The 26,170-nt window shown below is 44.4% G+C and carries 27 protein-coding genes; 18 read left to right on the forward strand and 9 right to left on the reverse strand.

The window, feature by feature from the left end; translation table 11 throughout:
- The 12 genes from ACM0P2_RS15435 to ACM0P2_RS15490 all read left to right on the forward strand — a co-directional run bounded on the left by ACM0P2_RS15435 (position 1) and on the right by ACM0P2_RS15490 (position 9,091).
- The gene (locus ACM0P2_RS15435) at positions 1-1,416 is read left to right on the forward strand and encodes an FAD-dependent oxidoreductase (RefSeq protein ID WP_120961916.1); all 1,416 of its coding nucleotides are present in this window, start codon (positions 1-3) and stop codon (positions 1,414-1,416) included.
- A 190-nt stretch (positions 1,417-1,606) separates the two neighbouring features.
- Positions 1,607-2,020: a hypothetical protein gene (locus ACM0P2_RS15440; protein WP_159117796.1), complete on the forward strand. Its 414-nt coding sequence runs from the start codon at positions 1,607-1,609 to the stop codon at positions 2,018-2,020.
- A 204-nt stretch (positions 2,021-2,224) separates the two neighbouring features.
- Entirely contained in the window at positions 2,225-2,812 is a 588-nt protein-coding gene (locus tag ACM0P2_RS15445) for a DUF2726 domain-containing protein (protein ID WP_159117795.1), read from the forward strand.
- Positions 2,813-2,978: 166 nt separating this feature from the next.
- The gene (locus tag ACM0P2_RS15450; protein ID WP_105929486.1) at positions 2,979-3,680 is read left to right on the forward strand and encodes a 5'-methylthioadenosine/adenosylhomocysteine nucleosidase; all 702 of its coding nucleotides are present in this window, start codon (positions 2,979-2,981) and stop codon (positions 3,678-3,680) included.
- A 1-nt stretch (position 3,681) separates the two neighbouring features.
- Positions 3,682-4,626: a cobalamin biosynthesis protein CobD/CbiB gene (locus ACM0P2_RS15455; RefSeq protein WP_159117794.1), complete on the forward strand. Its 945-nt coding sequence runs from the start codon at positions 3,682-3,684 to the stop codon at positions 4,624-4,626.
- A 32-nt stretch (positions 4,627-4,658) separates the two neighbouring features.
- The gene (locus ACM0P2_RS15460) at positions 4,659-5,654 is read left to right on the forward strand and encodes a cobalamin-binding protein (protein WP_419226778.1); all 996 of its coding nucleotides are present in this window, start codon (positions 4,659-4,661) and stop codon (positions 5,652-5,654) included.
- 58 nt (positions 5,655-5,712) lie between these two features.
- Complete coding sequence (locus ACM0P2_RS15465) at positions 5,713-6,117, forward strand: rhodanese-like domain-containing protein (RefSeq protein ID WP_173359157.1); 405 nt, start codon at positions 5,713-5,715, stop codon at positions 6,115-6,117.
- Positions 6,118-6,278: 161 nt separating this feature from the next.
- Positions 6,279-6,680, forward strand: coding sequence for a DUF2721 domain-containing protein (locus ACM0P2_RS15470; RefSeq protein WP_159117792.1), 402 nt, complete (start codon positions 6,279-6,281; stop codon positions 6,678-6,680).
- A complete protein-coding gene (locus tag ACM0P2_RS15475) occupies positions 6,677-7,276 on the forward strand; it encodes a GNAT family N-acetyltransferase (RefSeq protein WP_236547053.1) in 600 nt (199 codons plus the stop codon). The genes ACM0P2_RS15470 and ACM0P2_RS15475 overlap by 4 nt, the downstream gene beginning before the upstream one ends.
- A 33-nt stretch (positions 7,277-7,309) precedes the next feature.
- On the forward strand, positions 7,310-7,876 hold the full coding sequence (locus tag ACM0P2_RS15480; protein WP_419226779.1) for an NAD(P)/FAD-dependent oxidoreductase: 567 nt from the start codon (positions 7,310-7,312) through the stop codon (positions 7,874-7,876).
- Positions 7,877-7,902: 26 nt separating this feature from the next.
- Complete coding sequence (locus tag ACM0P2_RS15485; protein ID WP_419226780.1) at positions 7,903-8,667, forward strand: NAD(P)/FAD-dependent oxidoreductase; 765 nt, start codon at positions 7,903-7,905, stop codon at positions 8,665-8,667.
- A gap of 70 nt (positions 8,668-8,737) precedes the next feature.
- Positions 8,738-9,091: a DUF1428 domain-containing protein gene (locus ACM0P2_RS15490; protein WP_159117790.1), complete on the forward strand. Its 354-nt coding sequence runs from the start codon at positions 8,738-8,740 to the stop codon at positions 9,089-9,091.
- Between the two features lie 98 nt (positions 9,092-9,189).
- Here the strand turns inward: ACM0P2_RS15490 and ACM0P2_RS15495 are convergent, their stop codons facing one another.
- The 4 genes from ACM0P2_RS15495 to tyrS all read right to left on the reverse strand — a co-directional run bounded on the left by ACM0P2_RS15495 (position 9,190) and on the right by tyrS (position 12,737).
- Positions 9,190-9,774, reverse strand: coding sequence for a hypothetical protein (locus tag ACM0P2_RS15495; RefSeq protein WP_419226781.1), 585 nt, complete (start codon positions 9,772-9,774; stop codon positions 9,190-9,192).
- A 79-nt stretch (positions 9,775-9,853) separates the two neighbouring features.
- The gene (locus ACM0P2_RS15500; RefSeq protein WP_159117788.1) at positions 9,854-10,381 is read right to left on the reverse strand and encodes an RNA polymerase sigma factor; all 528 of its coding nucleotides are present in this window, start codon (positions 10,379-10,381) and stop codon (positions 9,854-9,856) included.
- Between the two features lie 69 nt (positions 10,382-10,450).
- Positions 10,451-11,158, reverse strand: coding sequence for a hypothetical protein (locus tag ACM0P2_RS15505; RefSeq protein ID WP_159117787.1), 708 nt, complete (start codon positions 11,156-11,158; stop codon positions 10,451-10,453).
- A 379-nt stretch (positions 11,159-11,537) separates the two neighbouring features.
- Positions 11,538-12,737 (reverse strand): tyrosine--tRNA ligase, encoded by a 1,200-nt coding sequence (tyrS, locus tag ACM0P2_RS15510; RefSeq protein WP_419226782.1) that lies wholly within the window; start codon positions 12,735-12,737, stop codon positions 11,538-11,540.
- A gap of 354 nt (positions 12,738-13,091) precedes the next feature.
- Between tyrS and ACM0P2_RS15515 the strand changes: the two genes are divergently transcribed.
- Both ACM0P2_RS15515 and ACM0P2_RS15520 read left to right on the forward strand, forming a co-directional pair.
- On the forward strand, positions 13,092-14,417 hold the full coding sequence (locus tag ACM0P2_RS15515) for an OapA family protein (RefSeq protein ID WP_120961940.1): 1,326 nt from the start codon (positions 13,092-13,094) through the stop codon (positions 14,415-14,417).
- A 7-nt stretch (positions 14,418-14,424) separates the two neighbouring features.
- Positions 14,425-15,627: an anhydro-N-acetylmuramic acid kinase gene (locus tag ACM0P2_RS15520; protein ID WP_159117785.1), complete on the forward strand. Its 1,203-nt coding sequence runs from the start codon at positions 14,425-14,427 to the stop codon at positions 15,625-15,627.
- A gap of 43 nt (positions 15,628-15,670) precedes the next feature.
- Here the strand turns inward: ACM0P2_RS15520 and fucP are convergent, their stop codons facing one another.
- Positions 15,671-17,008: an L-fucose:H+ symporter permease gene (fucP, locus tag ACM0P2_RS15525; protein ID WP_159117784.1), complete on the reverse strand. Its 1,338-nt coding sequence runs from the start codon at positions 17,006-17,008 to the stop codon at positions 15,671-15,673.
- A gap of 512 nt (positions 17,009-17,520) precedes the next feature.
- Between fucP and ACM0P2_RS15530 the strand changes: the two genes are divergently transcribed.
- Together ACM0P2_RS15530 and ACM0P2_RS15535 are read left to right on the forward strand one after the other, a co-directional pair.
- On the forward strand, positions 17,521-18,840 hold the full coding sequence (locus ACM0P2_RS15530) for a carbohydrate porin (RefSeq protein ID WP_159117783.1): 1,320 nt from the start codon (positions 17,521-17,523) through the stop codon (positions 18,838-18,840).
- A gap of 218 nt (positions 18,841-19,058) precedes the next feature.
- Positions 19,059-20,180 carry an alkene reductase gene (locus ACM0P2_RS15535; RefSeq protein ID WP_419226783.1) on the forward strand — a complete coding sequence of 374 codons (1,122 nt, stop codon included), beginning with the start codon at positions 19,059-19,061 and terminating at the stop codon, positions 20,178-20,180.
- Between the two features lie 115 nt (positions 20,181-20,295).
- Here the strand turns inward: ACM0P2_RS15535 and ACM0P2_RS15540 are convergent, their stop codons facing one another.
- Together ACM0P2_RS15540 and ACM0P2_RS15545 are read right to left on the reverse strand one after the other, a co-directional pair.
- A complete protein-coding gene (locus ACM0P2_RS15540) occupies positions 20,296-20,742 on the reverse strand; it encodes an SRPBCC family protein (RefSeq protein WP_159117781.1) in 447 nt (148 codons plus the stop codon).
- 198 nt (positions 20,743-20,940) lie between these two features.
- The gene (locus ACM0P2_RS15545) at positions 20,941-22,758 is read right to left on the reverse strand and encodes a trans-sulfuration enzyme family protein (protein ID WP_419226784.1); all 1,818 of its coding nucleotides are present in this window, start codon (positions 22,756-22,758) and stop codon (positions 20,941-20,943) included.
- 177 nt (positions 22,759-22,935) lie between these two features.
- Between ACM0P2_RS15545 and ACM0P2_RS15550 the strand changes: the two genes are divergently transcribed.
- Complete coding sequence (locus ACM0P2_RS15550) at positions 22,936-23,907, forward strand: D-2-hydroxyacid dehydrogenase (RefSeq protein WP_159117779.1); 972 nt, start codon at positions 22,936-22,938, stop codon at positions 23,905-23,907.
- 52 nt (positions 23,908-23,959) lie between these two features.
- Here ACM0P2_RS15550 and ACM0P2_RS15555 read toward each other — a convergent pair whose 3' ends face one another.
- Together ACM0P2_RS15555 and erpA are read right to left on the reverse strand one after the other, a co-directional pair.
- On the reverse strand, positions 23,960-24,532 hold the full coding sequence (locus ACM0P2_RS15555) for a glutathione S-transferase family protein (RefSeq protein ID WP_159117778.1): 573 nt from the start codon (positions 24,530-24,532) through the stop codon (positions 23,960-23,962).
- A gap of 207 nt (positions 24,533-24,739) precedes the next feature.
- A complete protein-coding gene (gene erpA, locus ACM0P2_RS15560) occupies positions 24,740-25,084 on the reverse strand; it encodes an iron-sulfur cluster insertion protein ErpA (protein WP_105929654.1) in 345 nt (114 codons plus the stop codon).
- Positions 25,085-25,322: 238 nt separating this feature from the next.
- Here erpA and ACM0P2_RS15565 point away from each other — a divergent pair, with 238 nt between their 5' ends.
- Complete coding sequence (locus tag ACM0P2_RS15565; protein WP_419226785.1) at positions 25,323-26,156, forward strand: polyphosphate kinase 2 family protein; 834 nt, start codon at positions 25,323-25,325, stop codon at positions 26,154-26,156.
- Positions 26,157-26,170: the final 14 nt, after the last annotated feature.

Below are 26,170 nucleotides of genomic sequence, written 5' to 3' on the forward strand. Positions count from 1 at the left end.
ATGGCAAAGAACGTATATCAATTTGTCGATGTTGAACGTATCGATCCGCCGAAAAAGCCGATCATGGTACGCAAACATGAGTTCGCGGAAATTTATCAGCCGCTTAGCCAATCTCAAACCGAAGGCCAAGCAGATCGCTGCTTGGACTGCGGTAACCCCTATTGCGAATGGAAGTGTCCCGTGCACAACTACATTCCTCAGTGGTTGAGCTTGGCTAACGAAGGCCGAATTTTAGAAGCCGCAGAGCTTTCGCATAAAACTAACAGCTTGCCAGAGGTCTGTGGTCGCGTTTGCCCACAAGACAGGCTCTGCGAAGGCGCTTGTACGCTGAATGACGATTTTGGTGCGGTCACCATCGGTAGTATTGAAAAGTATATTACTGATACTGCGTTTAAAATGGGTTGGCGCCCAGACATGTCAGACGTGGTATGGACCGACAAAAAAGTGGCTATCGTGGGTGCAGGTCCTGCAGGCCTTGCATGTGCTGATATTCTGGTTCGTAACGGCGTTAAACCTGTCGTTTACGACAAATACGAAGAAATCGGTGGCCTACTTACGTTTGGTATTCCGTCTTTCAAATTAGAGAAAGACGTAATAAAGCTACGCCGCCAAATCTTTACCGAGATGGGTGTTGAGTTCGTACTTAATACCGAAATCGGTAAAGACATCCAGTTCCAAGACTTGCTTGATAAATACGATGCTGTTTTCCTTGGCATGGGTACCTACAAGTCGATGCAAGGCGGCTTTGACAACGAGCACGTTGAAGGTGTTTACGAAGCCCTACCTTTCCTTATCGCTAATACCAATCGCGTAATGGGCCTTGAAAAAGCCCCCTCTGATTTCATTGATATGAAAGGCAAGCGCGTAGTTGTATTAGGTGGTGGTGATACCACCATGGACTGTGTGCGTACGTCAATCCGTCAAGGCGCTGCACAGGTAACCTGCGCTTACCGTCGTGACGAAGAGAGTATGCCCGGATCACGCCGAGAAGTAGTTAACGCTAAGGAAGAAGGTGTAGAGTTTAAATTTAACCTCCAGCCGCTAGACATTGCTGTTGATGAAAACGGTAAAGCTTGTGGCGTTAAGCTCGTTAAGACAGAAATGGGGCCACCAGATGCCAATGGTCGTCGTCGCCCTGTGGAAGTAGAAGGTTCAGAGCACGTACTTGAAGCGGATGCAGTTATCATTGCGTTTGGCTTCCAACCAAGCCCGGCACCATGGTTCGGAGATTTCGGCATCATGCTTGATGAAAAAGGACGCGTACGCGCCCCTTCAGCAGGTAAGTTCGCCTTTCAAACCTCTCATCCCCAGGTGTTTGCTGGTGGCGATATGGTACGTGGTAGTGACCTGGTTGTTACTGCAATTGACGAAGGTCGTAAAGCCGCAGAAGGCATTATGGACTACATCGGCGTTTAAGCAGCACTAAAATAACCGCTAACGAAAAGCTCGATAGTCTGACTATCGAGCTTTTTTGTTTTAGCGTGCCCAGAAAATACGAAAACTGCTGAGAACATACGTTAATAGACCAAGGTTTAGTTGATGTACTGGACCAACGGCTCTAGTATTCTAAATTCAAATAAGAATTAAACTACGCAAAACGCTATTTATGAAGAACTTAGACATTAAAAAACTCGCCCTATGTTTGACAGTGTTCGCAAGCACAAGTGGCTCATCCTACGGCGATACTGTTTCGGTTAACGCTGCTTCAAAGAGCGCTTTTGCGAAGCAACCTACTTTAGTGTCTTGCCCATCGGAATTTCAGCAAGTTAAAATTTCCGAAGAGGCCCGCCAATGCCAAGCATTTGACGAAAGCATGACAGCGGTAATGGTTTACCATTCTCCACGCTCCACACGGGAGATGCTCGGTTTCTATCAAGCCGCACATCCCTTGCTAAAAGCTCACTCCCCCGTTAGCGGGCGCACGTTACTCACGTCTGAAGATAAGGCTATTAGGGTAGTAATAAGCCCCGATAATGCTGGTTCCCAAATCGATATTCTGGTTACGTCAAACAGTAAATAATCCCTCAGTTTAAAAAGCCATGTAAAACTACTCATGTTGGCATCTGGCTTGCAATTTCGATAAGTACAACACGGTGACAATGCTTGGTGTCATTTTTCTGACACTGGTAAAGCTAAAGTGCTCGAGTTAGTTTCAAAAAACTAGCGCACCTTAACCAACCGAATTGTCACGGGCTTTTATTTTTTGATATTTGCGAGGGTTACGATGGAATTGGCAATTATTCTAATGATGTTACTTATTTTAGTTGCGCTAGGTGCCATTAAATTGTCAGATGGCGGGGTCGCGTTTCCATTTAGACGAAAGCCACAATTATTTACTCCTGTGGAGCATACGTTCCTAAATCTAATAGAGCAGGCCGTAGGTAGAGAGTTTAGAATTGTGTGCCGCGTGCGCCTTAACGACCTCATTGCAGTGCGACAGTCAACCAACAAAAAAACGGCTAGCCAAGCGTTAAGCAGAGCATCTAGCCGTCAATTAGATTTTGTTTTAGTAAACAAACAAGATATGAGCCCTGTAATGGCTATCGATTTAGTTCACAGCCAAGGTAAAGAAGGCTACAAAACTCAGAAAGACTGGTTTGTCACAGGAGCGCTCGACGCTGCTGGCCTTCCTCACGCAAGAATTAAAGTAAAGTCTGGCTATACGGTAGATGACATTCGCGAATGTCTGGAAAATAAACTCATTCCATACCGTCGCCTTCAGCAGAAGATGGCTCAATTGCCGACTCATAACCCTGAGCCGACCAAGCGACCAACTCGCCCAATTCGTTCAAGCAGACCCGCGGCGGCTTAATCTAACAAGCCTAACTTCCCCTAGCCTTTGTTACATTGCTATTTTCTTACTCTCAAATAGCAGTAACAAAGGCATTTTTCTGTCAGTTTTAAAGATTTCCTTATACAATTAAACCACTTTAGAGCGTATTCACCCGTTAAATCCCCTCAACATCGTCGGTATAGTTATGAAAAAAATTGGTATTTTAGGTGCAATGGACGAAGAAGTTGCGCTACTTAAAGCGTCACTTTGCGATGTAAAAGAAACGCAATGGAAGCACCTTACATTTTATGAAGGCACACTTAACGACTTAGACGTTGTGTTAGTTAAATGCGGTATTGGTAAAGTTGCTGCAGCCCTTGCCACCACTGTGCTTATTGAGCAGTACGCCCCCGATGCTGTGGTGAATACCGGTTCAGCCGGTGGTTTTGATAAAGCCCTCAACATTGGCGATTTGGTGATTGCTAGCCACGTCATTCACCATGATGCCGACCTGACTCATTTTGGTTATAAGCTAGGTCAATGTGCCGGTATGCCTGAAGATTTTCGTTGTGATACCACACTGATGGAAGCAGCACATAATGCTGCGGCAACAATTACATCGCTTCAATCGACAACTGGCTTAATTTGTACTGGCGATGCATTTATCGGCAGCGATGAAGCCGTGGCAGAACTACGTGAGAAATTTCCTGATATGAAAGCAGTTGAAATGGAAGGCGCCGCTATAGGCCAAACTTGCTACATGCTTGACACGCCATTTCTTGTGATTCGTTCGCTGTCGGACATTGCTGGAAAAACATCATCGGTTAGCTTCAAAGAATATTTAGACACTGCTGCCAAAAATTCAGCACAGCTTGTAATGGCGATGATAAAAGCCCTCGCAAAATAAGATGACAGACATTATTAGCGACCCTAGATATCAGTCGCTATTAGTACTTTGGTTAGCTGTCGCCGTAGACGCAATATGGCGCTGGCCCCAAAGTACTCATCCACTAACACTAATGCGCTACCTTGTACAACAGATGGGGCGCAAAGTCGTACCATCTCGCGACTATGGCCCTAGCCAGCATTATATTTCAGGCACTCTCGCTGCACTTGTCCTGCTTGCTCCATTGGTAACTTGTATTGCCATTTTAGTCTATATGGCCCAATACCCTATTTTCTTCGAGGCCATCATTCTTATTGCGCTACTCGATTTTGGCTACCAGCGCCAACAATACAAACGAGTGTTGGCAAGTGTGGGAAGAAATAAAAAGTCTCTCGCAAGAGAGATGGTGCAAACAATGACCGCGAGGCAATGTGGCTCTTTGTCTGATATTGGCATTGCTAAAGCCGCAATTGAGTCGCTGTGGCTGAAATTTCTTTATCTTTACTGCGGTGTCATATTTTATTATGTAGTAACTGGCCCAGTTGGTGCACTTATCTATCGTTTACTGTTACTTACGTCTTGGCAATGGCATTATCGCACGCCAAGCATGGTTTATTTTGCCCGACCGGTGCGAAAACTCGTTTATTTACTTACCTTTCCACCAGCCTTGTTTGGTGGATTAGTAACTCTTCTCGTTAGTCATCCAATCAAGGGGATGAGTGCAATAAAACGTTCACCAGTAAAAGATAAAACTTCGTTACTTCTTGCATTGATGGGCGGCGTTCTCAATATAAAGCTTGGCGGGCCGGCAATTTACGCAAATAGGAAGTTTCGTTATACCCGAGTTGGGGGCGACGGCGATGTGAAATACTCAAACATGATTGCTGCCAAATCTACAATTACGTATGCGATGCTAGCAACAACGGCCGTGGCTTCTCTTGCGATTTTGGCCTTGGCCCTAACCTAGCTTTTAATTAATGGTGAAAGTAGTCGACGGCCGTGCAGCGACCACTGCTACCTATCCGCAGTGATGAAATAAATCGAGTATTTCATGGGCTTCAACAAACGATGAAAAATGTAGTGATGCGTCAGAAAAGCAGCAACCTAGTGCAAAGTAAAATGCTAAATGTATTTCGCTATGCATTTAGTTTACGCGTTATATATCTATGTTTCTCGGCTGCATTCATAAGCATGCTGTCACATGCTGCTAGCACAAGCAGCACGGCGCATAATGAAATAAAGTTAAAAGATGACGCTTCATTGAAGATTGTTAGCCTTGCTCCCCACCTAACTGAATGGGCTTTCAGTTTAGGGCTAGGCAAAAACCTTGTGGGCGTAAGCGACTACAGTGACTTTCCAGAGGAAGCCAAAGCTATTCTTCGCGTAGCCGACTATCAAGGTGCAGATATCGCCACTATAATAGCCCTTGAACCCGATCTAATCCTCGCTTGGGATGGGGGAAATAAGCCTCAGGATATTCACAAACTCTCCTCTTTAGGGCTTGAGGTTTTTAGCAGTAACGTTGAAAATTTGGAAGACATTCCCAGAGAAATAAACAGACTCGCCGAACTGACTGGTACAGAAAAACGTGCCAACGCACTAACAGGTAAATTTATTAACGAACTCAACGCCCTAAAAGAGAAATACGCAAAGGTCGCCAATAAACCCATATTCTATTATTCATGGACGGTGCCGCTTATGTCTATTGGGCCGGGAGCATGGCCGAATAAACTGCTTAATGTATGCGGAGCCCAAACCTTGTTCCACGACAGCCCCGTCGACTATCCACAGGTAAGCGTAAAAGATGTTTTAATGAGGCAACCTCACGTATTAGTGGCGGCGTCAAAGAGCACACGCACAGACCTTGAAGTTTTTTGGGCCAAGCACCGTGACTTCTTAGACGCACCGTTGCTCGTTGTAGATCCTGACGTTACCAGTCGCTTTTCTTTGCGTTTAATAAATGAACTAAAATTGCTGTGTGAAGGTATAAACTAAATTGCATAAGCGTTATACTTAAGTCTAATTTCGAAGTGAGAGTAAGAGTTTTTCTAGCATGCGAATAGTTGTTGTGTTTTTTCTTTTTATTGTCGGTGTTGCACTCTTTGCAACGCTTCAATGTACTGCAAAAGCGACCTCACAAGCATCTGTCGCTGCCTCGCCTTACCTCATTGAACGCGTTGCGAATAAAGACTGGCTGCTTATCGACGTGCGTTCTCCACAAGAATTTGCAGATGGCCATATACCAGGGGCAGTAAATATGCCTCACGAAAATATTAACGACTACCTTAGCGAATTAGAAAATCACAAGAATAAGCCTATCATCATTTATTGTCGCTCTGGCAGAAGAGCCAAACTCGCAATGAAAGTATTAGAAGACCTCGACTTTTCTGAAGTCATGCATTTGGAAGGCGACATGTTAGGTTGGAGTGCAGCAGGAATGACGGTCGATAGAATGTAACTTTATTGGCCCTTGCGTACACGGTTATTTTTGCTTACTAACGCTTGTTAGTGTTGCTCAACACCCTCTAATCAAGCACACATTACCTAAGACGCTGTGCGCTGTGTGTTGATAACAGCGTGTGATACACTCTCGTTATTCTTCGATTGTATAACCCTCTTATGAAAATAGATATCTCTACCCCAGCCATGTTGTTTCCAGCAATTTCATTGCTACTTTTGGCCTATACAAATCGTTTTTTGACGCTCGCCACGATAATCAGAAACTTCTCGAAAGAAGAACGAGACGATAATACGCAAGCTCAAATCAAAAACCTGCGTTTACGCATTCAACTCATCAAACGCATGCAAATAGCTGGTGTCGGGAGTTTTTTTCTGTGCGTCGTTTCGATGCTCGCCATTTATCTTACTTACCAGCAGGTGGGCAATTGGGTCTTCGCAGCAAGCCTAGTTTCATTGCTTTATTCACTGTGGATGTCCGTGAGAGAAATACTTATATCCGTAGAGGCTCTGGATGTTCACCTAGACGGGATAAAGCATACTCCAAGTAAAGAGAAGTCATGAAGTCAGCCCCTATGCATCAAAACGTTTTGGCGCAATGTGATATAACCTACGCGCCACTCTCGCCTATCCACTTTGCAGGTGTAATTTCACTGGGTAATAAGGTGCATGGCGACAATTATCTTACCAATGACTTGCTAGCCGATTATTACGCAAAAAGCTTTGTAGGCGATATCAACGCTAGTTGGGTGGCGCTGAATCAAAATAACGTGGTTGGTTTTCGTTTAACCTTTGCTCACAACCAATGGCAAAGCGACGAATGGTGCACGCCTTCCTTGTGGCCTGCGACAGCTGAAAATGTTTGCTACTTTAAGTGCAACACCGTTGATCCAGACATGCAAGGTAAAGGAATTGGGAGCGAATTACTGCATAAGTCTATTGAGTGTGCAAAGGCACAAGGCGCAGATGCGGGACTAGCACACATTTGGCTGGCCAGCCCTGGCAATAGCGCTTTTAAGTATTTCACCAAAAATGGCGGGCAGCTTATAAAAAAACACCCCAATAAATGGCGCTATGCTTCTATTCATGAAGGCTACGACTGCCCTATATGCACGGAATATTGCGAATGTGAAGGCGCAGAAATGCTTCTTGAATTTTAAGCTTTATCGAGTATTTACTACTTTTTGTTTCTTATGCCTTACGACCCTTTAGTTTCCCACGGCGTTTCACCATCTCAGCCCCTAGCCGAAAGCTACTGGCATGCCACTCACAAACCTGAAACGCTGCCACCGTTAAGTAAAAATATAAGTTCAGATTACCTTGTTATTGGAGGGGGATATACTGGGCTGTCGGCTGCAATGACGCTTGCTGAAGCTAGTCAACAGGTAGCACTGCTCGACGCAAATTCATTGGGTTTTGGCTGCGCAGGTCGCAATGGTGGTTTCATTCTTTCTGGAAGCGGTCGCCTAGCATTAAGTGCCATAGAAAATAGATGGGGATATGCGGTTGCTAAAGGTATGCAGGCTGAATTTGATGGCGCGGTAAATCTACTCAATCAACGTATTGTAGACTTTGATATGCACGTAGACCTAGTCAAAGGACCCTATTTGAAACTTGCTCACAGCCCAAAACAAGCCAACCTACTGTGCGATAGCGCAAAGCACCATGAATCTCAGTTCAACGTAGCAAGTACCCTACTTAGTCAAGAGGATCTCACTTCTCGCTTCGGCATTCAGGGGACTTACGGGGAGTTGAAGTAAATGGAGCGTGTTTACATCCGTTAAAATTGGTAAGCGAGTATGCACGAGTAGCAAAAGCACTTGGCGCTTCGCTTTACTATGACTCTCCTGCTATCCGTATCGAGAAGCATAAGACAAGATATGTAGTTACAACCCCGAACGGCTCTGTATCAGCCAAACACATACTAATTGCCACTAACGCTTATACCCCTAAGCGCTTTCACGACGCCATAGATAATAAGCAGTTCCCTGTTCAGTCGAGCATTTTTGTCACAGCTCCATTGAATGATGAACAGCGTGCGCAATCTGGGCTAACTGTGCCAATGAGTTTTATGGATACACGAATGATGAAATACTATTATCGTGTATTACCCGACGGACGCCTACTATTCGGTGGTCGTGGCGCGGTAACTGGAAAAGGTGGCGACAACTCCTCAGAAAAGCAGCGTCTCTATAACGCCATGGTAAAAAGTTTTCCAGCGCTAAGTAGCATTGCCATGAACTATTTCTGGAGTGGCTGGGTGAGTGTGTCATTAGACAGTATGCCCCGAATTTTCGTCTACAATGACGCTAGCAACAATAATACACACCGCTCTGGCTCTACTATCGGTTATGCCATGGGATACTGCGGTTCGGGGGTTTCTTTTGCCGCATTTGCTGGGCAAAGACTCGCTCAACGTATGCTAGGTACCTGTGACGTCGATTTATCCCTTCCCCTTTATTGTTCGCCACTTAAAACCTATCCTTTTGCGAAAGCGAGAAGGCTCGCGCTGCATGGTCTTTATCAATGGGCGAAATTCGCAGAACGCTAACAATGTTTATATTGCATGCTGACTATAATTTAGGCTACTTTAGTCACTTCTTCTTTGACGGAGTCACCTCATGTCATATATTGATGCCTTTGCTGTAGCCGTTCCCACCGAAAATAAAGCGCTATACATTGAGCACGCCAAACTCGCTGGTGATATTTTTAAAGAATATGGCGCCACAAAAATACTCGAAGCTTGGGGTGACGATGTCCCCGATGGCGAGGTGACGTCTTTTCCCCTAGCTGTAAAAGCTAAAGAAAATGAAACCGTTGTGTTTTCAATTGCGTTTTGGCCATCAAAAGAAGTGCGTGATACCGCATGGCAGAAGGTGATGCAAGACCCTAGAATGAACAATAGCGAAAACCCCATGCCGTTTGACGGTAAGCGCCTTATCTATGGGGGCTTCGCTCCTATACTAGAGTTATAGAACTGAAACTACCGCTTTTATACCTGCGTTAACACGCCACGATTACGCTAATTTTAACTCTCGCTGAGTAGGTAATTACCTTTGCGGACTGGTATTAGTTATTTCATGTCGTCTATTTTCGCCAGCGCCGCCGGCAAGTCTGCCGTTAGCTTTTTATACCTGCGATATACGACGAACACGACTACACTGTTAATGAGTAGTTGTGTACCCCATAAGGTATACGTATCGAACATGAGCACATTAAAAATAGCTAACACTAGCAATCCACACCACAATGCTACGCATCCATAAAGACTCACTTTCCAGTAATGTAACTGCTGTTGTAGCTGGATTTGTTTAAATGACAGCATCGACTGCACGTCTAGTGTTTGCGCTCTCCACTGCTTTTGTCTTACCCAATATCCCCATATTCCAAACGCAACAGGGATAGGCGTAAGTACCGAAAACAGAAAAAATTGGTAGGCAGTTAAGGGCTCAAACAGCACTAACGTTAAGCACCACACAGAAACCGCAAGCCCAAGGGCGAAATCAAAGGCACCTCTTAGTTTAAGTTTAAATCTCGCGCTTTTGGTGTCTTTAATCAGTGAATCAGTATCCACTGAAGGCGTTGCCTCTTTATATGCACTTTGCCACTGTTCAAGCTGTTTATCTAATTCGCTCATACTGGAAGTGTTTTTACTCACATTTGATCCTTCTTCGCTCATGGCTTTTTACCCTCGCTCATGGCTGTTTTATGTTCGCTCATGGCTTTTCTGTGTCCGCTCATGGCTGCTGTCCCATAATCTGTGTTAACTGTTGGCGGGCGCGACTTACTCGTTTAGCGACTGCACTCTCTTTGATACCTAACATACTGGCAATTTCCAGCTGACTGAAACCTTCCAAAAGCAAGGCAAGTACCTGTCTGTGCTTTATTTCGAGCTGACGTAAGCCAGTCATGAGATCCATCGCATTCTCTTGTAACGTTGCATCTCGAGATGAACTAGCGCTGGTAGTGTGAGAAGAATCAAATTCTCCCTCGTGAGTGAACTCTTGACGCCGCTGCTCTTTAATCACGTGGTCAACCGCCTTGTTGTGCGCTACTTTGGCCACAAATGTTTTCACACTTGCCTCTCCGCGAAAGCCACTCCCCCCCTCTTTTGGAGCTCCTTCGAAAGCACGCCAAACCGCCAGCGATATTTCTTGTATCAGTTCATCTTGAAGGGATTTATTGGCCTCAAACGTTGCCGCAATACGCGCCATGAGTGGCGCGTATTCACAAAGCAGTTTTTCAATTTGCATGGTTTCTTTCACTGCAATTCCATTTTTATTATTTTTAATTCCACGCCGTAAATGAGCTGTCGAGTTTCGTTCAGTGATCGATTATCGGAACAAACGCTGAAAAGCAACAAAGCATGCACATGAAACAATAGGACCTAACACTAACCCCGATAATGCAAAGGTATAAGGCGCTAGTGCAACACTCAAGAACATCATCACACCTACTACTAACATGGGTTTATAAGCGCCTATTACCGCAGCGATACTATTTTTAAAAGACGCTGAGATTGAATGATGCTTTAAAATTAGCAACAAAGGTACAAATAGAAGCAGTAGATTTATTGGTGTCGCCGAGCCCATCATTAGCCCAACTTTCCAAGCAGGTACATCTACTATATTACCGCTTGCTAAAGCCGCCATTGACTCAGCCCCTATTAACATATCGCCAATTTGAAATTGAATCCACGCTATTGCGGGCCCGGTTAAGCTCCATAATGCAATATTCGCCCATGAACGCAATGTCCCACCTGACAGGCTTACCCTGCCTTTTACTGCTAAATTAGCGATCGCCAACCACATGAAGGTAGCTAAAATCGGGCTTATCCACTTAGATACTCCTAACCCGACAGGCCCCAAGAGTCCCTGAAGAAGCCCAGCCATAAGCAGCATTAAAAATGAAAGGCCTAATAGCTTGATTGGTGCTTTCTTAAAAAGCTGCCAGCCTTCTTTAAGCCATATTAATGCTTCTTTTGCAGGAAGACTCTTATTAGCGTGTTGGTATGCTGTATGAGCTGAAGTTAAGGTTGTCATTGTTCTATCCTTTTGCATTGCCTAAGTATTTTTTATTTAAATATCGCTGGTGTTTCACCCCAGGCTGCAACGCGTAAACTGCTCATCGTACAGTTGGGATTATTGTTTAACTTTTCCCCTATAGACGATGGCAATGGCAAAAACCTGACAAACTTTTTTTAAAAAAGTAAAAAAATCTTAAAAAAACATGTAGCGCCAATTATTTACAAGAGCAAAAGCCAAACATGCTCGTTTCCAATTTTGGCTAGTACGTCAATGTTGCACTAGCAACAAATCGTATTTTTAAAGAAAAAATCGCCAACCATGTTTCAAAATTGATATTTCAAGCAAAAAAAAGCCCGCTCAAATGAGCGGGCTTTCAAAACATTTCAGAAAAACACTAGGCAAGTGTGATGCGCGCGAACTTGCGTTTACCCACTTGGTACACGTTTTCACCTTTTTCAGTGATAACTAAACGGGTATCTTCCACTTTGTCACCGTTAATTTTGACTGCACCTTGCTTAATCATACGCATAGCGTCTGACGTTGACCCAACAAGCTTCGCTTCTTTTAGCAAATTACCAATTGCAATGCCTTCGTCGCTTAGCGCTATTTCAAGCTCTGGCATGTCGTCAGGAATGACATTTTTTTGGAAGCGTTGAATGAAATCTTGATGCGCGCCTTCAGCTGCGGCATCGTCATGGAAGCGTGCGATAATTTCTTTCGCCAACATGATTTTAATATCACGAGGGTTTTCACCGTTAGCAACACGAGATTTAAGCTCAGCTATCTCTTCTAGTGGGCGGAAGCTGATAAGATCATAGTAACGCCACATCAAATCATCGGAAATAGACATCACTTTACCAAACATATCGTTTGGCGCGTCTGTGATACCGATGTAATTGTTCAAAGATTTAGACATCTTCTGAACGCCATCTAGGCCTTCAAGTAGCGGTACCATCACAATAGATTGCTGCTTTTGACCTTGCTCTTTTTGAAGTTCACGACCCATAAGTAGATTAAAGCGCTGATCAGTACCGCCTAATTCAACATCTGATTCAAGCGCTACAGAGTCCCAACCTTGCACCAACGGATATAGAAATTCGTGGATAGCGATAGGTTGACCATTGTTATAACGCTTTTTAAAGTCGTCGCGTTCTAGCATACGCGCAACCGTTTGGCTTGCAGCGAGTTTGATCATGCCTGCTGCGCCCAGTTTATCCATCCATTCTGAGTTAAAACGTATTTCCGTCTTATCTTCATCAAGGATCTTGAACACCTGTTCTTGATACGTTTTCGCGTTTTCTAATACCTGTTCTTTGCTTAAGGGCTTGCGTGTTACATTTTTACCTGTAGGATCGCCAATGAGGCCAGTAAAATCGCCAATAAGAAAAACAACCTTGTGGCCTAGTTGCTGAAATGTACGCAGCTTATTGATCAATACAGTGTGACCAAGATGCAGATCGGGCGCAGTTGGATCAAAACCCGCTTTAATGGTTAGGGTTTTGCCGGATTTTAGTTTTTCAATTAAATCCTCTTCGGGAAGTATTTCATCTACGCCCCGTTTAATCTCAGCTAGCGCTGTTTGCCAATCTTTCATTTGTAAGTCACACTCTTAAATAAACTGTACATTCAATAATGGCGGGCATTTTACGCGTACAACGGAACCATTAAAAGGTTTGCGCGTCAAAAAACGGATTACAAACAGTCATGTTGTTAAACCCAACAGTTTTGAACGTGAAATCTGTGTACTGAATTGTCTTATGTCGAACGTAAAGGGATGGCTAAAGCCTTCACATTCGCTAATATTCAGCGCACACTTTAGATGACCACGGTGTTAAGAGCTATTGGGTGTAACAATTTGCGCTAACAAAAATAATGAGAAAAGTTGCATTTTTAAGCAACGTATGTGAAATAGAGTTGTGCACATAACATTTCTCAGGTGGGCAGTAGTATGAGAAAGAAATTAGACCCTTCAAAAGCGGTCAATTTATATAAAAATTTACCTAAGCAGCACAGAACAGGTATCGCTATCGCGAGTCTGTTTCTTGGCGGGCTTATCCTTTTGCCGTCGGAGCCAGTTGAAGCTAGCCGCCATCAAGAGGCGCATATTTTAGACGCGGGCGTTCGCTATCCGGTAGATCTGCATATTACGCCGTCTACTGATGTGTTTTCTGGTGAAGAAGAGTCTACGTGGCAAACCTATAAAGTTCGCAGTGGCGACACATTAGCAAAGTTATTTAAACGAGCAGGTTTTACTGCCCGCGACGTTTATAATGTGACACAAGCTGGCGAGCTAGCAAAAACACTTGTTACTTTGCTGCCTGGCGATGAACTCTCGTTTAAAGCAAATAAAGACGGTAGTTTTGGAGAATTGAAGTACAAACTGTCTTCAACGGAAACCCTGTTTGTTCGTCCTAGTACGTCTGGCGATGATAACGGGCTTACTGCCCAGCTTGAGAAACGTGATGTCGACATTCGCTATAACTTCGCGCAAGGTGAAATTCACTCTAGCTTTTGGAATGCCGCGAGCGACGCTGGCTTAACCAGTAATCAAATTATGAATTTGGCTGGAATTTTCGGCTGGGATATCGACTTTGCAATGGAGATTCGTTCTGGTGATACCTTCAATGTCGTGTTCGAAGAACAATATATTGATGGTGAGTTTGTTGGCTATGGCGATATTGTGGCTGCTGAATTTACCAACCAAGGTGAACATTTTAGCGCGATCCTTCATGAAGACGGTACCTACTATACGCCTGAAGGCCGCAGTATGCGTAAGAGCTTCTTGCGTGCGCCCGTTAACTTTAGATACGTAAGTTCTAACTTCACAAAAGCGCGTTTTCACCCTGTACAAAAGCGCTGGAAAGCACATCGCGGTACTGACTATGTTGCTGCGGTTGGCACACCAATCATGGCCGCTGGCGATGGAAAAGTGATCAAAGCGGGCTATGATAAATACAACGGCCACCATGTTTTTATTCAACACGGTGAAAAATATACCACCAAATACCTTCACTTTAAGAAACGTGCAGTGAAGGTTGGAGATACCGTTAAACAAGGTCAAACTGTCGGTTATCTTGGTAGCTCAGGTATGGTGACTGGCGCGCATCTACATTATGAATTCTTGGTAGATGGTGTACATAGAAACCCACGAACAGTAGAGCTACCAAAAGCGCTACCGATTGCAAAGGAAGAGCGAGAAAGGTTTATGGAAATAGCAGAACTTCGTCAACAGCAGCTTAACAACAACAAACGTATTATGCTTGCGATGAAATAGCAGCGCTATGGCAAAATATATTGGCCTTATGTCTGGCACTAGCATGGACGGCGTCGACGCCGTCCTGTGTGATATTACACAAACCTCGTGTACTACCCTCGCCGCACATTCAACACCCTATTCAAACGAGTTACTTTCAGCGCTTAACGCGCTTTGCACAGAAGGCCCTGACGAACTGAATAGTCTGGCAATTGCAGACAGACTAGTTGCTGAAACCTTTGCCCGGGTTACCTTAGAATTACTTGAACGAAACGGCCTTACTGCATCAGATATAACGGCCATTGGCTCCCACGGCCAAACAGTACGCCACCACCCAAATGCAGACGTGCTATCGGCACACTTTGCCAAATCCTCAGTTCGAGGTTTTACTTGCCAGATAGGCGACCCCAATACTATTGCCACGTTAACCGGCATTGATGTTATCGCCGATTTTAGGCGTAAGGATATTGCGCTTGGAGGACAGGGCGCTCCCCTTGTTCCCGCCTTTCACAATGCAATTTTTGCTAGTAGTAAAACATATCGCGCCCTTGTGAACATAGGTGGTATTGCTAACGTTTCACTGCTTTCCCCTCAACATGAAGGCCTCGCACCCAGAGGGTTTGATATCGGACCGGGAAATAGGTTAATGGACCAGTGGATAAGCCTTCATTTGAATGAGAGTTTTGATAGAGACGGTGCCTGGGCAGCATCGGGCACCCCTCACTCGGGCCTGCTTCAGCAGCTTCTACTGGACGACTATTTCCAGCTACCTGCGCCGAAAAGTACAGGTAGAGAATATTTCAATATCGACTGGTTAAGTAACACGCTCGCAGATTACTTTCCTTCTAGTACGGCGTTAGATGGTGAAGAGGCGAGTAACAATTTAGCGCCAAAGGATGTTCAGGCTACTTTACTGGCTTTGACCGGCGAAACTATTGCTCGAGATATCAAGACGTACTTACCACGAGTAAATAAATGTAGTGAAGCAAGCGAAGTTATTATTTGCGGAGGGGGCGCATTTAACAAAGCGCTCTTGGCCTATCTTGTGGACGCCTTAGATAACTACAAGGTTTCTGATAGCTTTACTCTTGGCATGCACCCTCAACACGTTGAGGGTGCCGCATTTGCGTGGTTTGCACATGCCTATGTCAATGACATACCCGGCAATGTACCTGAGGTAACAGGGGCGTCTAAAGCCACTGTGCTCGGAGCGCTTTTTAAAAAAGCATGAAAAGGGCGCTGTAGCATCGCCCTTCATGAAGAACGCTTATCACCTATTTGGCGATTCCCATTTCCATATCTTTTAACGCCTCAGCATCTACTTTACTTTTATTGTCAACACATCCTTTTTTGGCGCGCATATCGAAATACCCATAGCCACCCACTAGCAAGAAACAAATAGCGGGAACAACATAAGAGATTACTACTCCTGCGCTATCTATAATAGCGGCTTGGAATAACGGCATAATTGCCCCGCCCAGTATCGCCATTACAAGACCTGCAGCACCAAGCTTGGTATCTTCTCCTAATCCCTCAAGAGCAATACCGTAAATCGTAGGGAACATGAGTGATAAACATGCAGATATAGAAACAAGTGCAATTACGCCCGCTAAATTAGGTGACTGAGTCATAAAAATGCACAGCGCCATTGCGATTAGCGACATAATCATTAGAAGTCTCGCTGGATAAAGGTACTGCATGACCCACGTCATAACAAAACGAGAGATAAGAAACACAATCATACTGTATTGCAATATCTCACCACCACTAACCTCATTTCCACCCATAGCTGTCATAGCGTACTGAATAGTAAACGTCCAAACGCAGGTTTGCGCGCCAACGTTAAAGAACTGAGCCAATACACCAAAACGATAGTGCTTGTTTGCCACTAAGCGTTTTAGCGATGCACCAAGCTTAACGTCTTCTACTCTAGACTCTACCGACTCTTGAATGGGCGCTTTAATCAGTGCTATTGCAACCCAAACTAACACAAGCACACAAGCCATACCTACATAAGGCAGCATTACCGCATCAAGTTCAGCTCCGATAACAGATTTAAGCTCGCCTACGGACATGGCTGCCCGCTCTTCTGCTGAGGCTTGATTCAGGTTCGGTAGAATAAGGGTCGCGGCTAAAAATACCCCTAAGTTTGTACCCACAGGGTTGAACGCCTGGGCGAGATTGAGGCGGCGAGTAGCACTTTTCTCACTTCCCATAGCCATTACGTAAGGATTAGCTGAGGTCTCAAGAATAGATAGCCCACCCGCTAATACAAAGAGGGCGGCCAAGAAAAAGCCATAGGTCATAGTTTGACTGGCTGGATAAAACAAAAACGCTCCCGCAGCAGCACACCCTAATCCGGTGAGCACTCCCGTTTTGTAAGAAAAGCGTTTATTGATAAAGGCTGCAGGAATTGCCAGACAAAAGTACGCACCATAATAGGCAAACTGTACAAGTGCTGATTGCAGCGAAGACATGGTAAATATTTTACTAAACACTTTAACAAGTGGGTCAGTCATATTGGCAGCAACCCCCCATGCAGCGAAGCAAATTGTTAATAGTATAAAGGGAAGTAATGTGTCTTTGGAAACTAAAGGGGCGTTGTTTTTCATATAAACGGCCTTTTGCTTGTAAATAATTAGTTAACCAATTTAATCACCGCATTTTATCACTGTCAATAAATCAATTTAGTTTATTTAATTATAAAAAGGTAAAAATTTATACTTTGGATTAAAAGACTAATTAACAAAGCCCTCCACCCTCGAATAACGCATATTATCAAAAAACAAAATATAATATAAATATCAATAATATAAAAAGTAACGTTTGACGGTTTTATGTGAGCCACAATAACTATCTTCGACAATCGAACCTGCTTGAATTTTTAACCAAAATTAAACAAACCAGCAAAAACACATAAATAAACACGGTTGATTTAATCGATACATTTAGATAGATTTCGTCTTGCCTTAAGAAAGTGTTAACACGCTGTTATTTCAATTGGTTCATTTTTTATAGATTTAACAAGGAATTAGCGGGCTACAGACAAGAAATACCTTTGTATTTTTCGTCACAAGGTCATAACAGTTCAAACTCGCAACGTATTTTAATTGAGAGAAAAATGATGGATAAACCTATCTCCTTCTGCACGGCTAAGACAATATCGCAATTTTTCTTTGCAGCGCTTATATCAAGTACGCTCGTATTTTCTACTACCGGTTTAGCATCACAAGGTAACTGGCAAGAAGCGTTCGACTTTCAAGCTAGTTACACCGGCGAGTCAGCGACAAATATTGAGGGAGGTCAGCGACGAGGTAGTGCTTACGCGGGACAGCTTTTTATAGGAGGAGAATTAGATTTAAATACCTTGCTAGATTGGGACGACACTAAAGTTCATATTGCGATGACCAATCGACATGGAAAAAACCTAGCAGAGCATTACATCGGCAATAGCACTTCTGTGCAGGAAATATTTGGTGGTCAAAACACTCGTCTTGCTCGCTTTACTATTTCATCAACATTTCTTGACGGTGACTTGGAAGTAGAAGGTGGACGCACAGTGGCCAACATCAGTTTTTTGGGGTCTGAGCTTTGCCAATACTTTCAAACAAACGCAGCGTGCGGCAACCCCACGTTTGTTTTTAGAACCAGTAACTTTACCTGGTGGCCTGTGTCGAGTTGGGGCGGACATGCAAAATACTGGCTTTCACCAAAGACCTACTTCCATACAGGAATATATGAAGACAATACCAGCCATCAAGACCTGGGGGACCACGGATTTGATTGGGCTACAAATGAGGCCACCGGCGTCGTAGTTCCGTTTACGCTAGGTTATCAAACCACGTGGAATGATGACGAGCTTCCAAAAAGATATGAGATTGGCGGTTGGTACGATGGTGCTGATTATACCGATCCTGTATTTGATGATGAGGGCAACTATGCAGCACAGTCAGGAAATGGTTATGCAGTTAGGAACGGTCGCTCGGGTATATTCGCACGCTTTGAACAAACCGTTACTCGCCCTAACCCACTTACAAAAGAAGGACTAACGCTGTTTGGCGCTGTGCTAACCGGCACTTCAGGCGAATTAATCGAAGACTACTATATAAAAGCGGGTTTCGTATTGCGCGGTACATTTGCCTCACGTCCTGACGATACCATTGGTTTTGTATATACCCGCCAGCAGTATAGTAACGAAGCACTAGAAGACCAGCGTATTCAGCGAGCTCTGAATGGCGGCGTTGGCACGCCGGCAAGTAGTCAAACTATGTTAGAGCTCAGTTATGGTTACCAACTTAACGAACACGTAAGAATTCAGCCAAACGTACACTATGTTATTAACCCCGACCAGTTCGCAGAGCGCGACAGAGTCAACGCGCTTGATGACGCAATTGTTATAGGCCTACGGTTCGACATAAACCTTGCGGCTCTTATTTTCCCTTAATTAAACGCGCCGAAAGGCGCGCTTTTTTTGGTGCCTTACTGTCTAGTGTTGAAATCAAGGATCCTCGTGCACTGAAGTTTAAATGGATATCTTTTCTCTATTGCCCTAATGATCAATCCAAGTCCCCCATATTTATGTATTCACTACTATCTCAAGTACAAGGGGTTCGTCTATTTCGTGCCCCTTATTGAAGTATTCAGATTAATTAAGGATAAGGAATGACAGATTCAGTACTTTTTAGCACTTTTGATTGGGCAGGTAATACGCTTCAAAATCGAATGGTGCTGGCACCAATGACCCGAGGACGGGCAGGCGCCGATCGCATACCGAATAAAATTATGGGCGATCACTATGTCCAGCGGGCCAACGCGGGCCTCATTATCACAGAAGCTACAGCCATTTCAGAAGAAGGTATTGGATGGGTTGATACTCCAGGAATTTACACCGACGAAATGGTAGATGGCTGGCGCTCTATTGTGGACCGCGTTCACCAAGCTGGCGGAAAAATTATCTTGCAGCTATGGCATACTGGGCGTGCGTCACATAGTGACTTTCATAACGGTGAACTGCCCTTATCAGCCTCAGCAATAAAGATTGAAGGTGATGAGATCCACACACCAAAAGGTAAAAAGCCTTACGAAGTGCCAAAGGCAATGACCTATGATGACATTAAGCGAACCATTGAAGATTTCAAAAAGGCGGCGGTTAATGCGAAAGCGGCAGGCTTCGACGGCGTTGAAGTACACGCAGCTAATGGTTATCTTATCAACCAATTTCTAGATAGCCGCAGCAATCAACGTGACGACGACTATGGCGGTAGCCTAGAGAATCGCTATCGCTTCTTAGCAGAAGTCATGGACACTGTACTAAGCGTGTGGTCAAGCGAGCAAGTGGGCGTTAGATTATCGCCAAACGGTGTCTTCAACGACATGGGTGCCGATGATTTCCGCGAAACCTATACTTATGTTGCGCAACAGCTCAATACTTTGAATATAGGCTATCTTCACGTTATGGACGGCCTAGCGTTTGGCTTTCACGAGCGTGGCGAGGCTATGACGCTTGCAGAGTTCAGAGCTTTGTATGACGGCATGCTCATGGGTAACTGTGGCTATACAAAAGAAGAAGCAGAGAAACGCTTGTCTGCTGGCGATGGCGACATGATAGCCTTCGGTAGACCATGGATAACCAATCCAGACCTACCTACTCGTTTCAAGCACGATTACCCGCTCGCATCATTCGACGATCCATCTACTTGGTATGGTGGTTCAGAAGAAGGCTATAACGATTATGAAACTTACCGTGAAAAAAGTGGAAAAGACGCCATGACGTCTCTTACTTAGGCATAATAGCGCTGCACTTTTTGTTGGTAAAAAAGAAAGGCAGAGCTTCTCGCTCTGCCTCTATTACGCGCGCTTTAGCGCAATCAAACCTAGCCTACAGATAAAGGCTAAACCATTAATTGAATGACTTTTTCTGAGCAGCTAACACAGCGAGCTTTTCCAAACACGACATCCAGGCATAGTTATGTTGTTCGCACTCTTGCTTGTTCACAAACCCTTGCTGCAAAAGCACGAGCCTAACGTTGTTTCCTTCGGTTTCTTCAAAGTGTATATCTACTGTTGTTATTATCGACTCTTCAATGTCGTCTTCCCATGCCCAGGAAAACGATAGCTGTTCATTTGCTAATATAGTCACGTATTCACCGGTCAAAGACATTTCAATGCCGCTGGGGTCCATCATTTTTATGCGATAACGCCCGCCCTCTTTAAAGTCGCACATGATTTGTGTCACTGAACAATCACCCGGCGCAAACCATTCAGATAGATATTCAGGTTCGTGAAATGCTGCAAAAACAAAGGGCAATGATGCATCTAGCGTTACATCAATTTTAAACTCGTGCATAAAGCCGCCTTAGATAGTCTTCAAGATTAAGAGTCGTTGTATCTTTTATTTTAAGATAAAGGCGTGAGCTTACCAGCGCCATTAATCTTTCATACAAAAAAATCCCGAGCCCGCGTAAGGAAAGGCCCGGGAGAAGGAGTACATCCTCAACATTTTCTATCGACTGCTCAATGCAACTTCTTGAGCTAAATAATAACGCTATGCCCCTTTCATCAATGAGTCCATGCTGGCTTTACTGCCAAAGTGCTGCGAACAAACTCTTTCACTCACCGATAAATACAAGCTGTCAATGTCTGCATTTGCCATAAAATTCTCACAAAAACCTGGCACGTGTGGCTCGATAAAATGTTTAGCGGCTAACATGAAATGGGCAATGAGCTGCTTGACGTTATCGGTTCCCATGGCTATGCGCATAGTGGTTAATTCAATCCCAGCTTTTTTCTGTTCTTCTGTACTAAGTTCAGAGTGAGACGTCAACGCAGGGCATAGAATAATCGTGTTGTTCTGGCCAATACTCACTTGATGACTAAACGCGGGCTCTAGAGCATCAAAGAAGCGAACGAATACATCGCGAGGTAAGTTTGCCGGCGCCATATCAACGGTAAACAACGTACACGGCCAGCCATGTGTATGCTGTTTCTCGCGCAGCCCAGCATTACTGTGTTCAGGCAACGCGTGGCAGTTAACGCGAATTTGATCGTGAGCATTAAGAAATGCAGTAAAGACTTGCGTGTTGATAACTTTCGTCATCATGCGTTGTTCAAGGGTCTTCATACCGTTTAATACGTCAAAGGCCTTTTCAGAATCTAGAAACGCGCCTTTAATGTAATACACATCCCAGAACATGGTTTCTGACCAGTCTACACCATTGGCGGAACTGCCTTTAGGTTGGAACATGCGATGCCCCTCTCCTATCACCACGCCCGCCGTGGTTGCGCCACTTCCACACAAATCTTTGGTGTAGCTGTGGATCACATAGTCTGGTCGTGCAGCCTTATTTTTGTGCTGCAGGGGTTGATGTAAAACAGGCGTAGCAAGCGTTGAGTCCAACATCACCAACGCATTTTGTGCGTGAGCCAGTTCACAGATGCCCGGTACATCCAATACATAACCATGTGGATTACAAGGCGACTCTAGATATACATGCATCTTCGCGCCATTATTTAAGCGAGACGCATGCTCAGTTTTCGTTGTTTGCATAAATTCAGCAAAGCTTTGCGCGTCATAACCGTCAAACCACGCAAGTTGAATATCCATGCGGTTGCTGCGAGCGAAATAATCATGGAGCAACTGATAGACGCCACCGTACACGTTTCTAGAAACGATAAGTACATCGCCGTGACTTAGTACATTTGATAAACAGGCATCAATTGCCGCCATGCCTGAATTAAAGTTCCATGCAAGATAATCGGCGGCGTAAGGGCCCGCTTCCATATCTACAATAGCGTTAGCAAGAGAGATATTAGTTGGGTTTAATAATCGCGAGTAAATTTGGTGAGTAAACTCTTTGCCTTGAAACGCATCATCTACCCACTCGGTACAGGCATATACATAGGTTGCCGTTCGCACGACCACTGGCGTTGCAGAGAAGAGCGCGGTGACGTTGTCAAATAGAGGATAGTGCCCTTGCGAGCCATTTCCGCTTGATAAACTCTGGTAAGTTGCGCGAAAGGGATTTTGTAACGTATCTAGAATTTTAGCAATCTGGAAAGAAAGAAACTTTTTAGCATTGAAGTACGCGACTCTGTCTTCTTTATCAAGTCCTTGCAAGGTATTGCTGGTAATGTCCCACAATTGCATTACGCTTGCTTGTGCGCCGTAAAGGTGATGTGCAGTACTCGCAAGTGCTTTACCGTAATCGCTTGCTGAATCGATACCAAAGTGAGCGAGCTGTTCATCCACCAGAGCCTGCGTGGTTTCAGCTTGGGTTGTGTTACGCTTTGGAGAGAGTACTTTAGCGTGCTTCACATCAATATGTGTTGCTAGTGGTTTTTGGGCATTATTTTCTGACTGCATGACGATTCCGTTGCGAATTAACTTCAGGTGCAATCAACGTTGCACCAACACCATTTACAAAAATGTAAAACTTAAATCACACTTTTAGAACAACCTGCTGAACGATTTTAGTTGTACGTCTAGGAAAGAAATGTTTACTTACCATGCGTTAAGCGACCAGCCGCGAGGGATTTGGGAATGATAAAACTGACAATACTAAGCGATGAAGCCCATGAAATTGCTGAGGCTTTACAACAGAAAATTGCTGATAGTGATGCATTGCGAGGAACAAATCGTGAGTCATTGCTAACAATAGACCAGGTTACATGCCATCCTGATCAAGTCGATACCGATAATGTGACCGTACTACTTTCCGACCCAGATCTTACCGCTGTTATTATTGATAAGTGTTCGGCGCTAAAGTGGTGTCAGTCAACATGGGCAGGTAATGCACCGCTTCTCAACGCAGGCAGAAAAGATTATGTGCTCACTGGGTTAAAGGGAATTTTTGGCAAGCTCATGCGTGAATATGTATTTGCCTATCTACTCCAGCATGCAAGAAATTTAAACGCTTTTGAAAAAAATCAGCGGGCAGCCACGCCTAAGTGGGAGGCATCGCCTCGCGCTGCGCTTAATGGGCAAACCCTTGGTGTTGTGGGTCTTGGCAACATCGGACAGGCGCTGATACCGGTAGCGAATGCTTTTGGAATGAAAGTGGTGGGTTTAACGCGAAGTGGTAACGATGTAAAAGGTGCTGAGCGCGTGTATACGCCAAGCGAAATAAAGGCTTTTTCCGGTGCCTGTGATCACATCGTTAATTTGATGCCAGACACGCCAACAACACAAAACTTGCTATCTTATGAATTTTTTAATGCTTTAAAACCTCACAGTATATTTATTAACGCAGGGCGCGGAAGTGCTGTAGACGATGAAGCATTAATCAGTGCGCTCGATAAAGGTACTCTTGCTCATGCCGTGCTCGATGTATTTCGGCATGAGCCGTTACCTCCTACTCACCGATTCTGGCAACACCCAAACATTACCATAACGGCTCATACGGCAGCGGAATCCCAGCCAAGTGATGTAGCAAGCGTGTTTTTAGAAAATGCTGAGCGCTATTTAGCGCGTTTGCCGCTTAAGTATCAGTTCGACTTTGCGAAGGGCTATTGATTATCCGATAGCCCATCTTTATCGCTTTTCTTTCTGCTAAAAAGTTTTAGCGCTAACCGCGAGGATCGGTAGCGGTAACCTCTATACGGTTGTGATGCTTTTCGTGAAACGCTAATAATTCTGGAAATGCCTTCATACTGTGTAATTCGCGAAACAGCACCCAGTCGATCATGGTATATAAGCAAATTTCTGGGTAAGTCCATCCGCTAAAACCACCAGCATCAAGCTGGTCAACTAACGCGGTAAGCACAGCTTCAATTCTTTCATTTTGAAGCCTGAAATACATTTTATCTTCACTAATATCAAAGTCTGAACGCTTAAGAAGCATGAGTTGTACAAACGAATCGTTAGCTGCATCTATCAAGGTCAATTGATTTTCTTCTTCCCAAGTTAAGCCGTCGTGATCAAGCTTGTCGGCAAGATAGTTATAAATAATGCGGGAATCAAAAATCATTTGCCCCTCGTCCTCAAGACAAGGCACTTTAAGCGTCGGGTTGCGGGAGGCGAGCAATTCTCGGTCTTCACCCGAAAATATTTGAAGGTTTAAAAATTCGTGCTCAGTGGAGGCGAGTACAATACGTATGCGGCGTACATAGGGAGAAGTCGTTGAGCCATACAATTTCATAACGCTATCCTAAACGTGGTCGTTTGATGAAATTAGTGTAGCCGGAATTTGAAAACAAAAGGAAGTATAAAAACAAGACAACCGATAGGCATACAAAATGATGCGATGTATGCCTATGGTTGTAGAAGTCATCAACGTTTAGCGCATTTTGAATCCGTACAAAAAGCGCTCACTATTTGAAAAAGCCTTATCGCTTTGCGAAGAACGCTAAACGCTGAAGCTCGCACCACAGCCACAGGTTGTAGTGGCATTGGGGTTTTGAACTAAAAACCGTGAGCCTTCTAGGCCATCTACGTAATCAACTACGCCACCAACAAGATATTGTAGACTCATCGGGTCAACCACCATGGTCACCGTGTCTTTCTCGATGGTCATATCGCCTTCGTTCACTTTCTCATCAAAAGTAAAACCATATTGAAAGCCAGAACAGCCACCACCTGTTACGTATACACGTAATTTCAAATCAGGATTTTCTTCTTCTGAAACAAGGGCTTTCACTTTCGCTGCTGCAGCGTCAGAAAACTCTATCGGCAACGCCGTTTCTACAGACATACCCACCTCTAAATTAACTTCGTGCTTACGCACTTTGTGCTTGCTCGCAATTATCTAATACTTGCGGATAGTAAGCAATTATTGGGGCAAAACTTAACGATTCAAGTTTATCCCCACCATCGAGCGAGCAATAAACTAAACGTAAAGATAGAAAAATAAAGCTAAGTAGTTAACACTGAAATACCAGAGCCCCTTTTTTTGGCTCTGTGCACTGAATCATTAAAATCGAGGCGCGCTAATGAATAATACCGATAATACGCTATTGCTTCCTTCTCCCCCTGCTTTGTTTGAGGATTTCGGGCAGTCTCGTTTTGATAGCAAAGAAGAATACAAGGACGCATTAGGAAAACAGCAAGAGAAGCTCTTTCACGTTCAGCGATCTTACTTCCATCAGAAAAAGCGTGCGTTGGTCGTTTTTGAAGGCTGGGATGCGTCTGGTAAAGGTGGCGCGATAAGACGTATAACGGAGAAGTTAGACCCTCGTGGCGTAAGCGTATTTCCTGTCGCTAAGCCTGCAAAAGAGGACCAAGACAAGCATTTTCTCTATCGCTTTTGGCAGCACATACCCTCTCCCAGCACCCTCAAGATATTCGACCGTTCACACTACGGTAGAGTACTGGTGGAGCGCGTTGACCAGCTTATCGACGAAAAGACCTATCAACGAGGTTATGACGAAATAAATGCGTTTGAAAAAACGCTCAGTGATAGCGGGGTACGTATTATTAAGCTCTTTATGCACATTTCACCGAAAGAGCAACGCGAACGTTTTGAGGAACGCCTTCACAATCCATTTAAACGCTGGAAGTTAACCGAAGAAGACTTACATAACCGTAAAATGCGAAAAGAATACGTTAAGGCAGTGAACGAGATGTTTGAACGTACTCACACAAGCTACGCGCCGTGGCGTATTATAAATGGGGAATACAAGTGGCAAGCACGGGTAGACGTATTAGACACTATTGTTGCTAGATTAAGCGAAGGCGTCGATATTTCTCCGCCTCAACTTGATGAGAACTTAATTGCACAGGCCTCTAAACAACTTGATGTAGATGAAGACCTTATCAACAGCTAGCGCACGTAACCGTT

The sequence above is a fragment of the Alteromonas sp. OM2203 genome (genome assembly GCF_048517045.1).
GTDB classification, from domain to species: Bacteria; Pseudomonadota; Gammaproteobacteria; order Enterobacterales; family Alteromonadaceae; genus Alteromonas; species Alteromonas gracilis.

What these genes read in the sequence shown, in the direction of transcription:
- ACM0P2_RS15435 (WP_120961916.1), top strand. Translation starts at nt 1, where the DNA reads ATGGCAAAGAACGTATATCAATTTGTCGATGTTGAACGTATCGATCCG.
- ACM0P2_RS15440 (WP_159117796.1), top strand. Translation starts at nt 1,607, where the DNA reads ATGAAGAACTTAGACATTAAAAAACTCGCCCTATGTTTGACAGTGTTC.
- ACM0P2_RS15445 (WP_159117795.1), top strand. Translation starts at nt 2,225, where the DNA reads ATGGAATTGGCAATTATTCTAATGATGTTACTTATTTTAGTTGCGCTA.
- ACM0P2_RS15450 (WP_105929486.1), top strand. Translation starts at nt 2,979, where the DNA reads ATGAAAAAAATTGGTATTTTAGGTGCAATGGACGAAGAAGTTGCGCTA.
- ACM0P2_RS15455 (WP_159117794.1), top strand. Translation starts at nt 3,682, where the DNA reads ATGACAGACATTATTAGCGACCCTAGATATCAGTCGCTATTAGTACTT.
- ACM0P2_RS15465 (WP_173359157.1), top strand. Translation starts at nt 5,713, where the DNA reads ATGCGAATAGTTGTTGTGTTTTTTCTTTTTATTGTCGGTGTTGCACTC.
- ACM0P2_RS15470 (WP_159117792.1), top strand. Translation starts at nt 6,279, where the DNA reads ATGAAAATAGATATCTCTACCCCAGCCATGTTGTTTCCAGCAATTTCA.
- ACM0P2_RS15475 (WP_236547053.1), top strand. Translation starts at nt 6,677, where the DNA reads ATGAAGTCAGCCCCTATGCATCAAAACGTTTTGGCGCAATGTGATATA.
- ACM0P2_RS15480 (WP_419226779.1), top strand. Translation starts at nt 7,310, where the DNA reads ATGCCTTACGACCCTTTAGTTTCCCACGGCGTTTCACCATCTCAGCCC.
- ACM0P2_RS15490 (WP_159117790.1), top strand. Translation starts at nt 8,738, where the DNA reads ATGTCATATATTGATGCCTTTGCTGTAGCCGTTCCCACCGAAAATAAA.
- ACM0P2_RS15505 (WP_159117787.1), bottom strand. Translation starts at nt 11,158, where the DNA reads ATGACAACCTTAACTTCAGCTCATACAGCATACCAACACGCTAATAAG.
- tyrS (WP_419226782.1), bottom strand. Translation starts at nt 12,737, where the DNA reads ATGAAAGATTGGCAAACAGCGCTAGCTGAGATTAAACGGGGCGTAGAT.
- ACM0P2_RS15515 (WP_120961940.1), top strand. Translation starts at nt 13,092, where the DNA reads ATGAGAAAGAAATTAGACCCTTCAAAAGCGGTCAATTTATATAAAAAT.
- ACM0P2_RS15520 (WP_159117785.1), top strand. Translation starts at nt 14,425, where the DNA reads ATGGCAAAATATATTGGCCTTATGTCTGGCACTAGCATGGACGGCGTC.
- fucP (WP_159117784.1), bottom strand. Translation starts at nt 17,008, where the DNA reads ATGAAAAACAACGCCCCTTTAGTTTCCAAAGACACATTACTTCCCTTT.
- ACM0P2_RS15530 (WP_159117783.1), top strand. Translation starts at nt 17,521, where the DNA reads ATGGATAAACCTATCTCCTTCTGCACGGCTAAGACAATATCGCAATTT.
- ACM0P2_RS15535 (WP_419226783.1), top strand. Translation starts at nt 19,059, where the DNA reads ATGACAGATTCAGTACTTTTTAGCACTTTTGATTGGGCAGGTAATACG.
- ACM0P2_RS15540 (WP_159117781.1), bottom strand. Translation starts at nt 20,742, where the DNA reads ATGCACGAGTTTAAAATTGATGTAACGCTAGATGCATCATTGCCCTTT.
- ACM0P2_RS15545 (WP_419226784.1), bottom strand. Translation starts at nt 22,758, where the DNA reads ATGCAGTCAGAAAATAATGCCCAAAAACCACTAGCAACACATATTGAT.
- ACM0P2_RS15550 (WP_159117779.1), top strand. Translation starts at nt 22,936, where the DNA reads ATGATAAAACTGACAATACTAAGCGATGAAGCCCATGAAATTGCTGAG.
- ACM0P2_RS15555 (WP_159117778.1), bottom strand. Translation starts at nt 24,532, where the DNA reads ATGAAATTGTATGGCTCAACGACTTCTCCCTATGTACGCCGCATACGT.
- erpA (WP_105929654.1), bottom strand. Translation starts at nt 25,084, where the DNA reads ATGTCTGTAGAAACGGCGTTGCCGATAGAGTTTTCTGACGCTGCAGCA.
- ACM0P2_RS15565 (WP_419226785.1), top strand. Translation starts at nt 25,323, where the DNA reads ATGAATAATACCGATAATACGCTATTGCTTCCTTCTCCCCCTGCTTTG.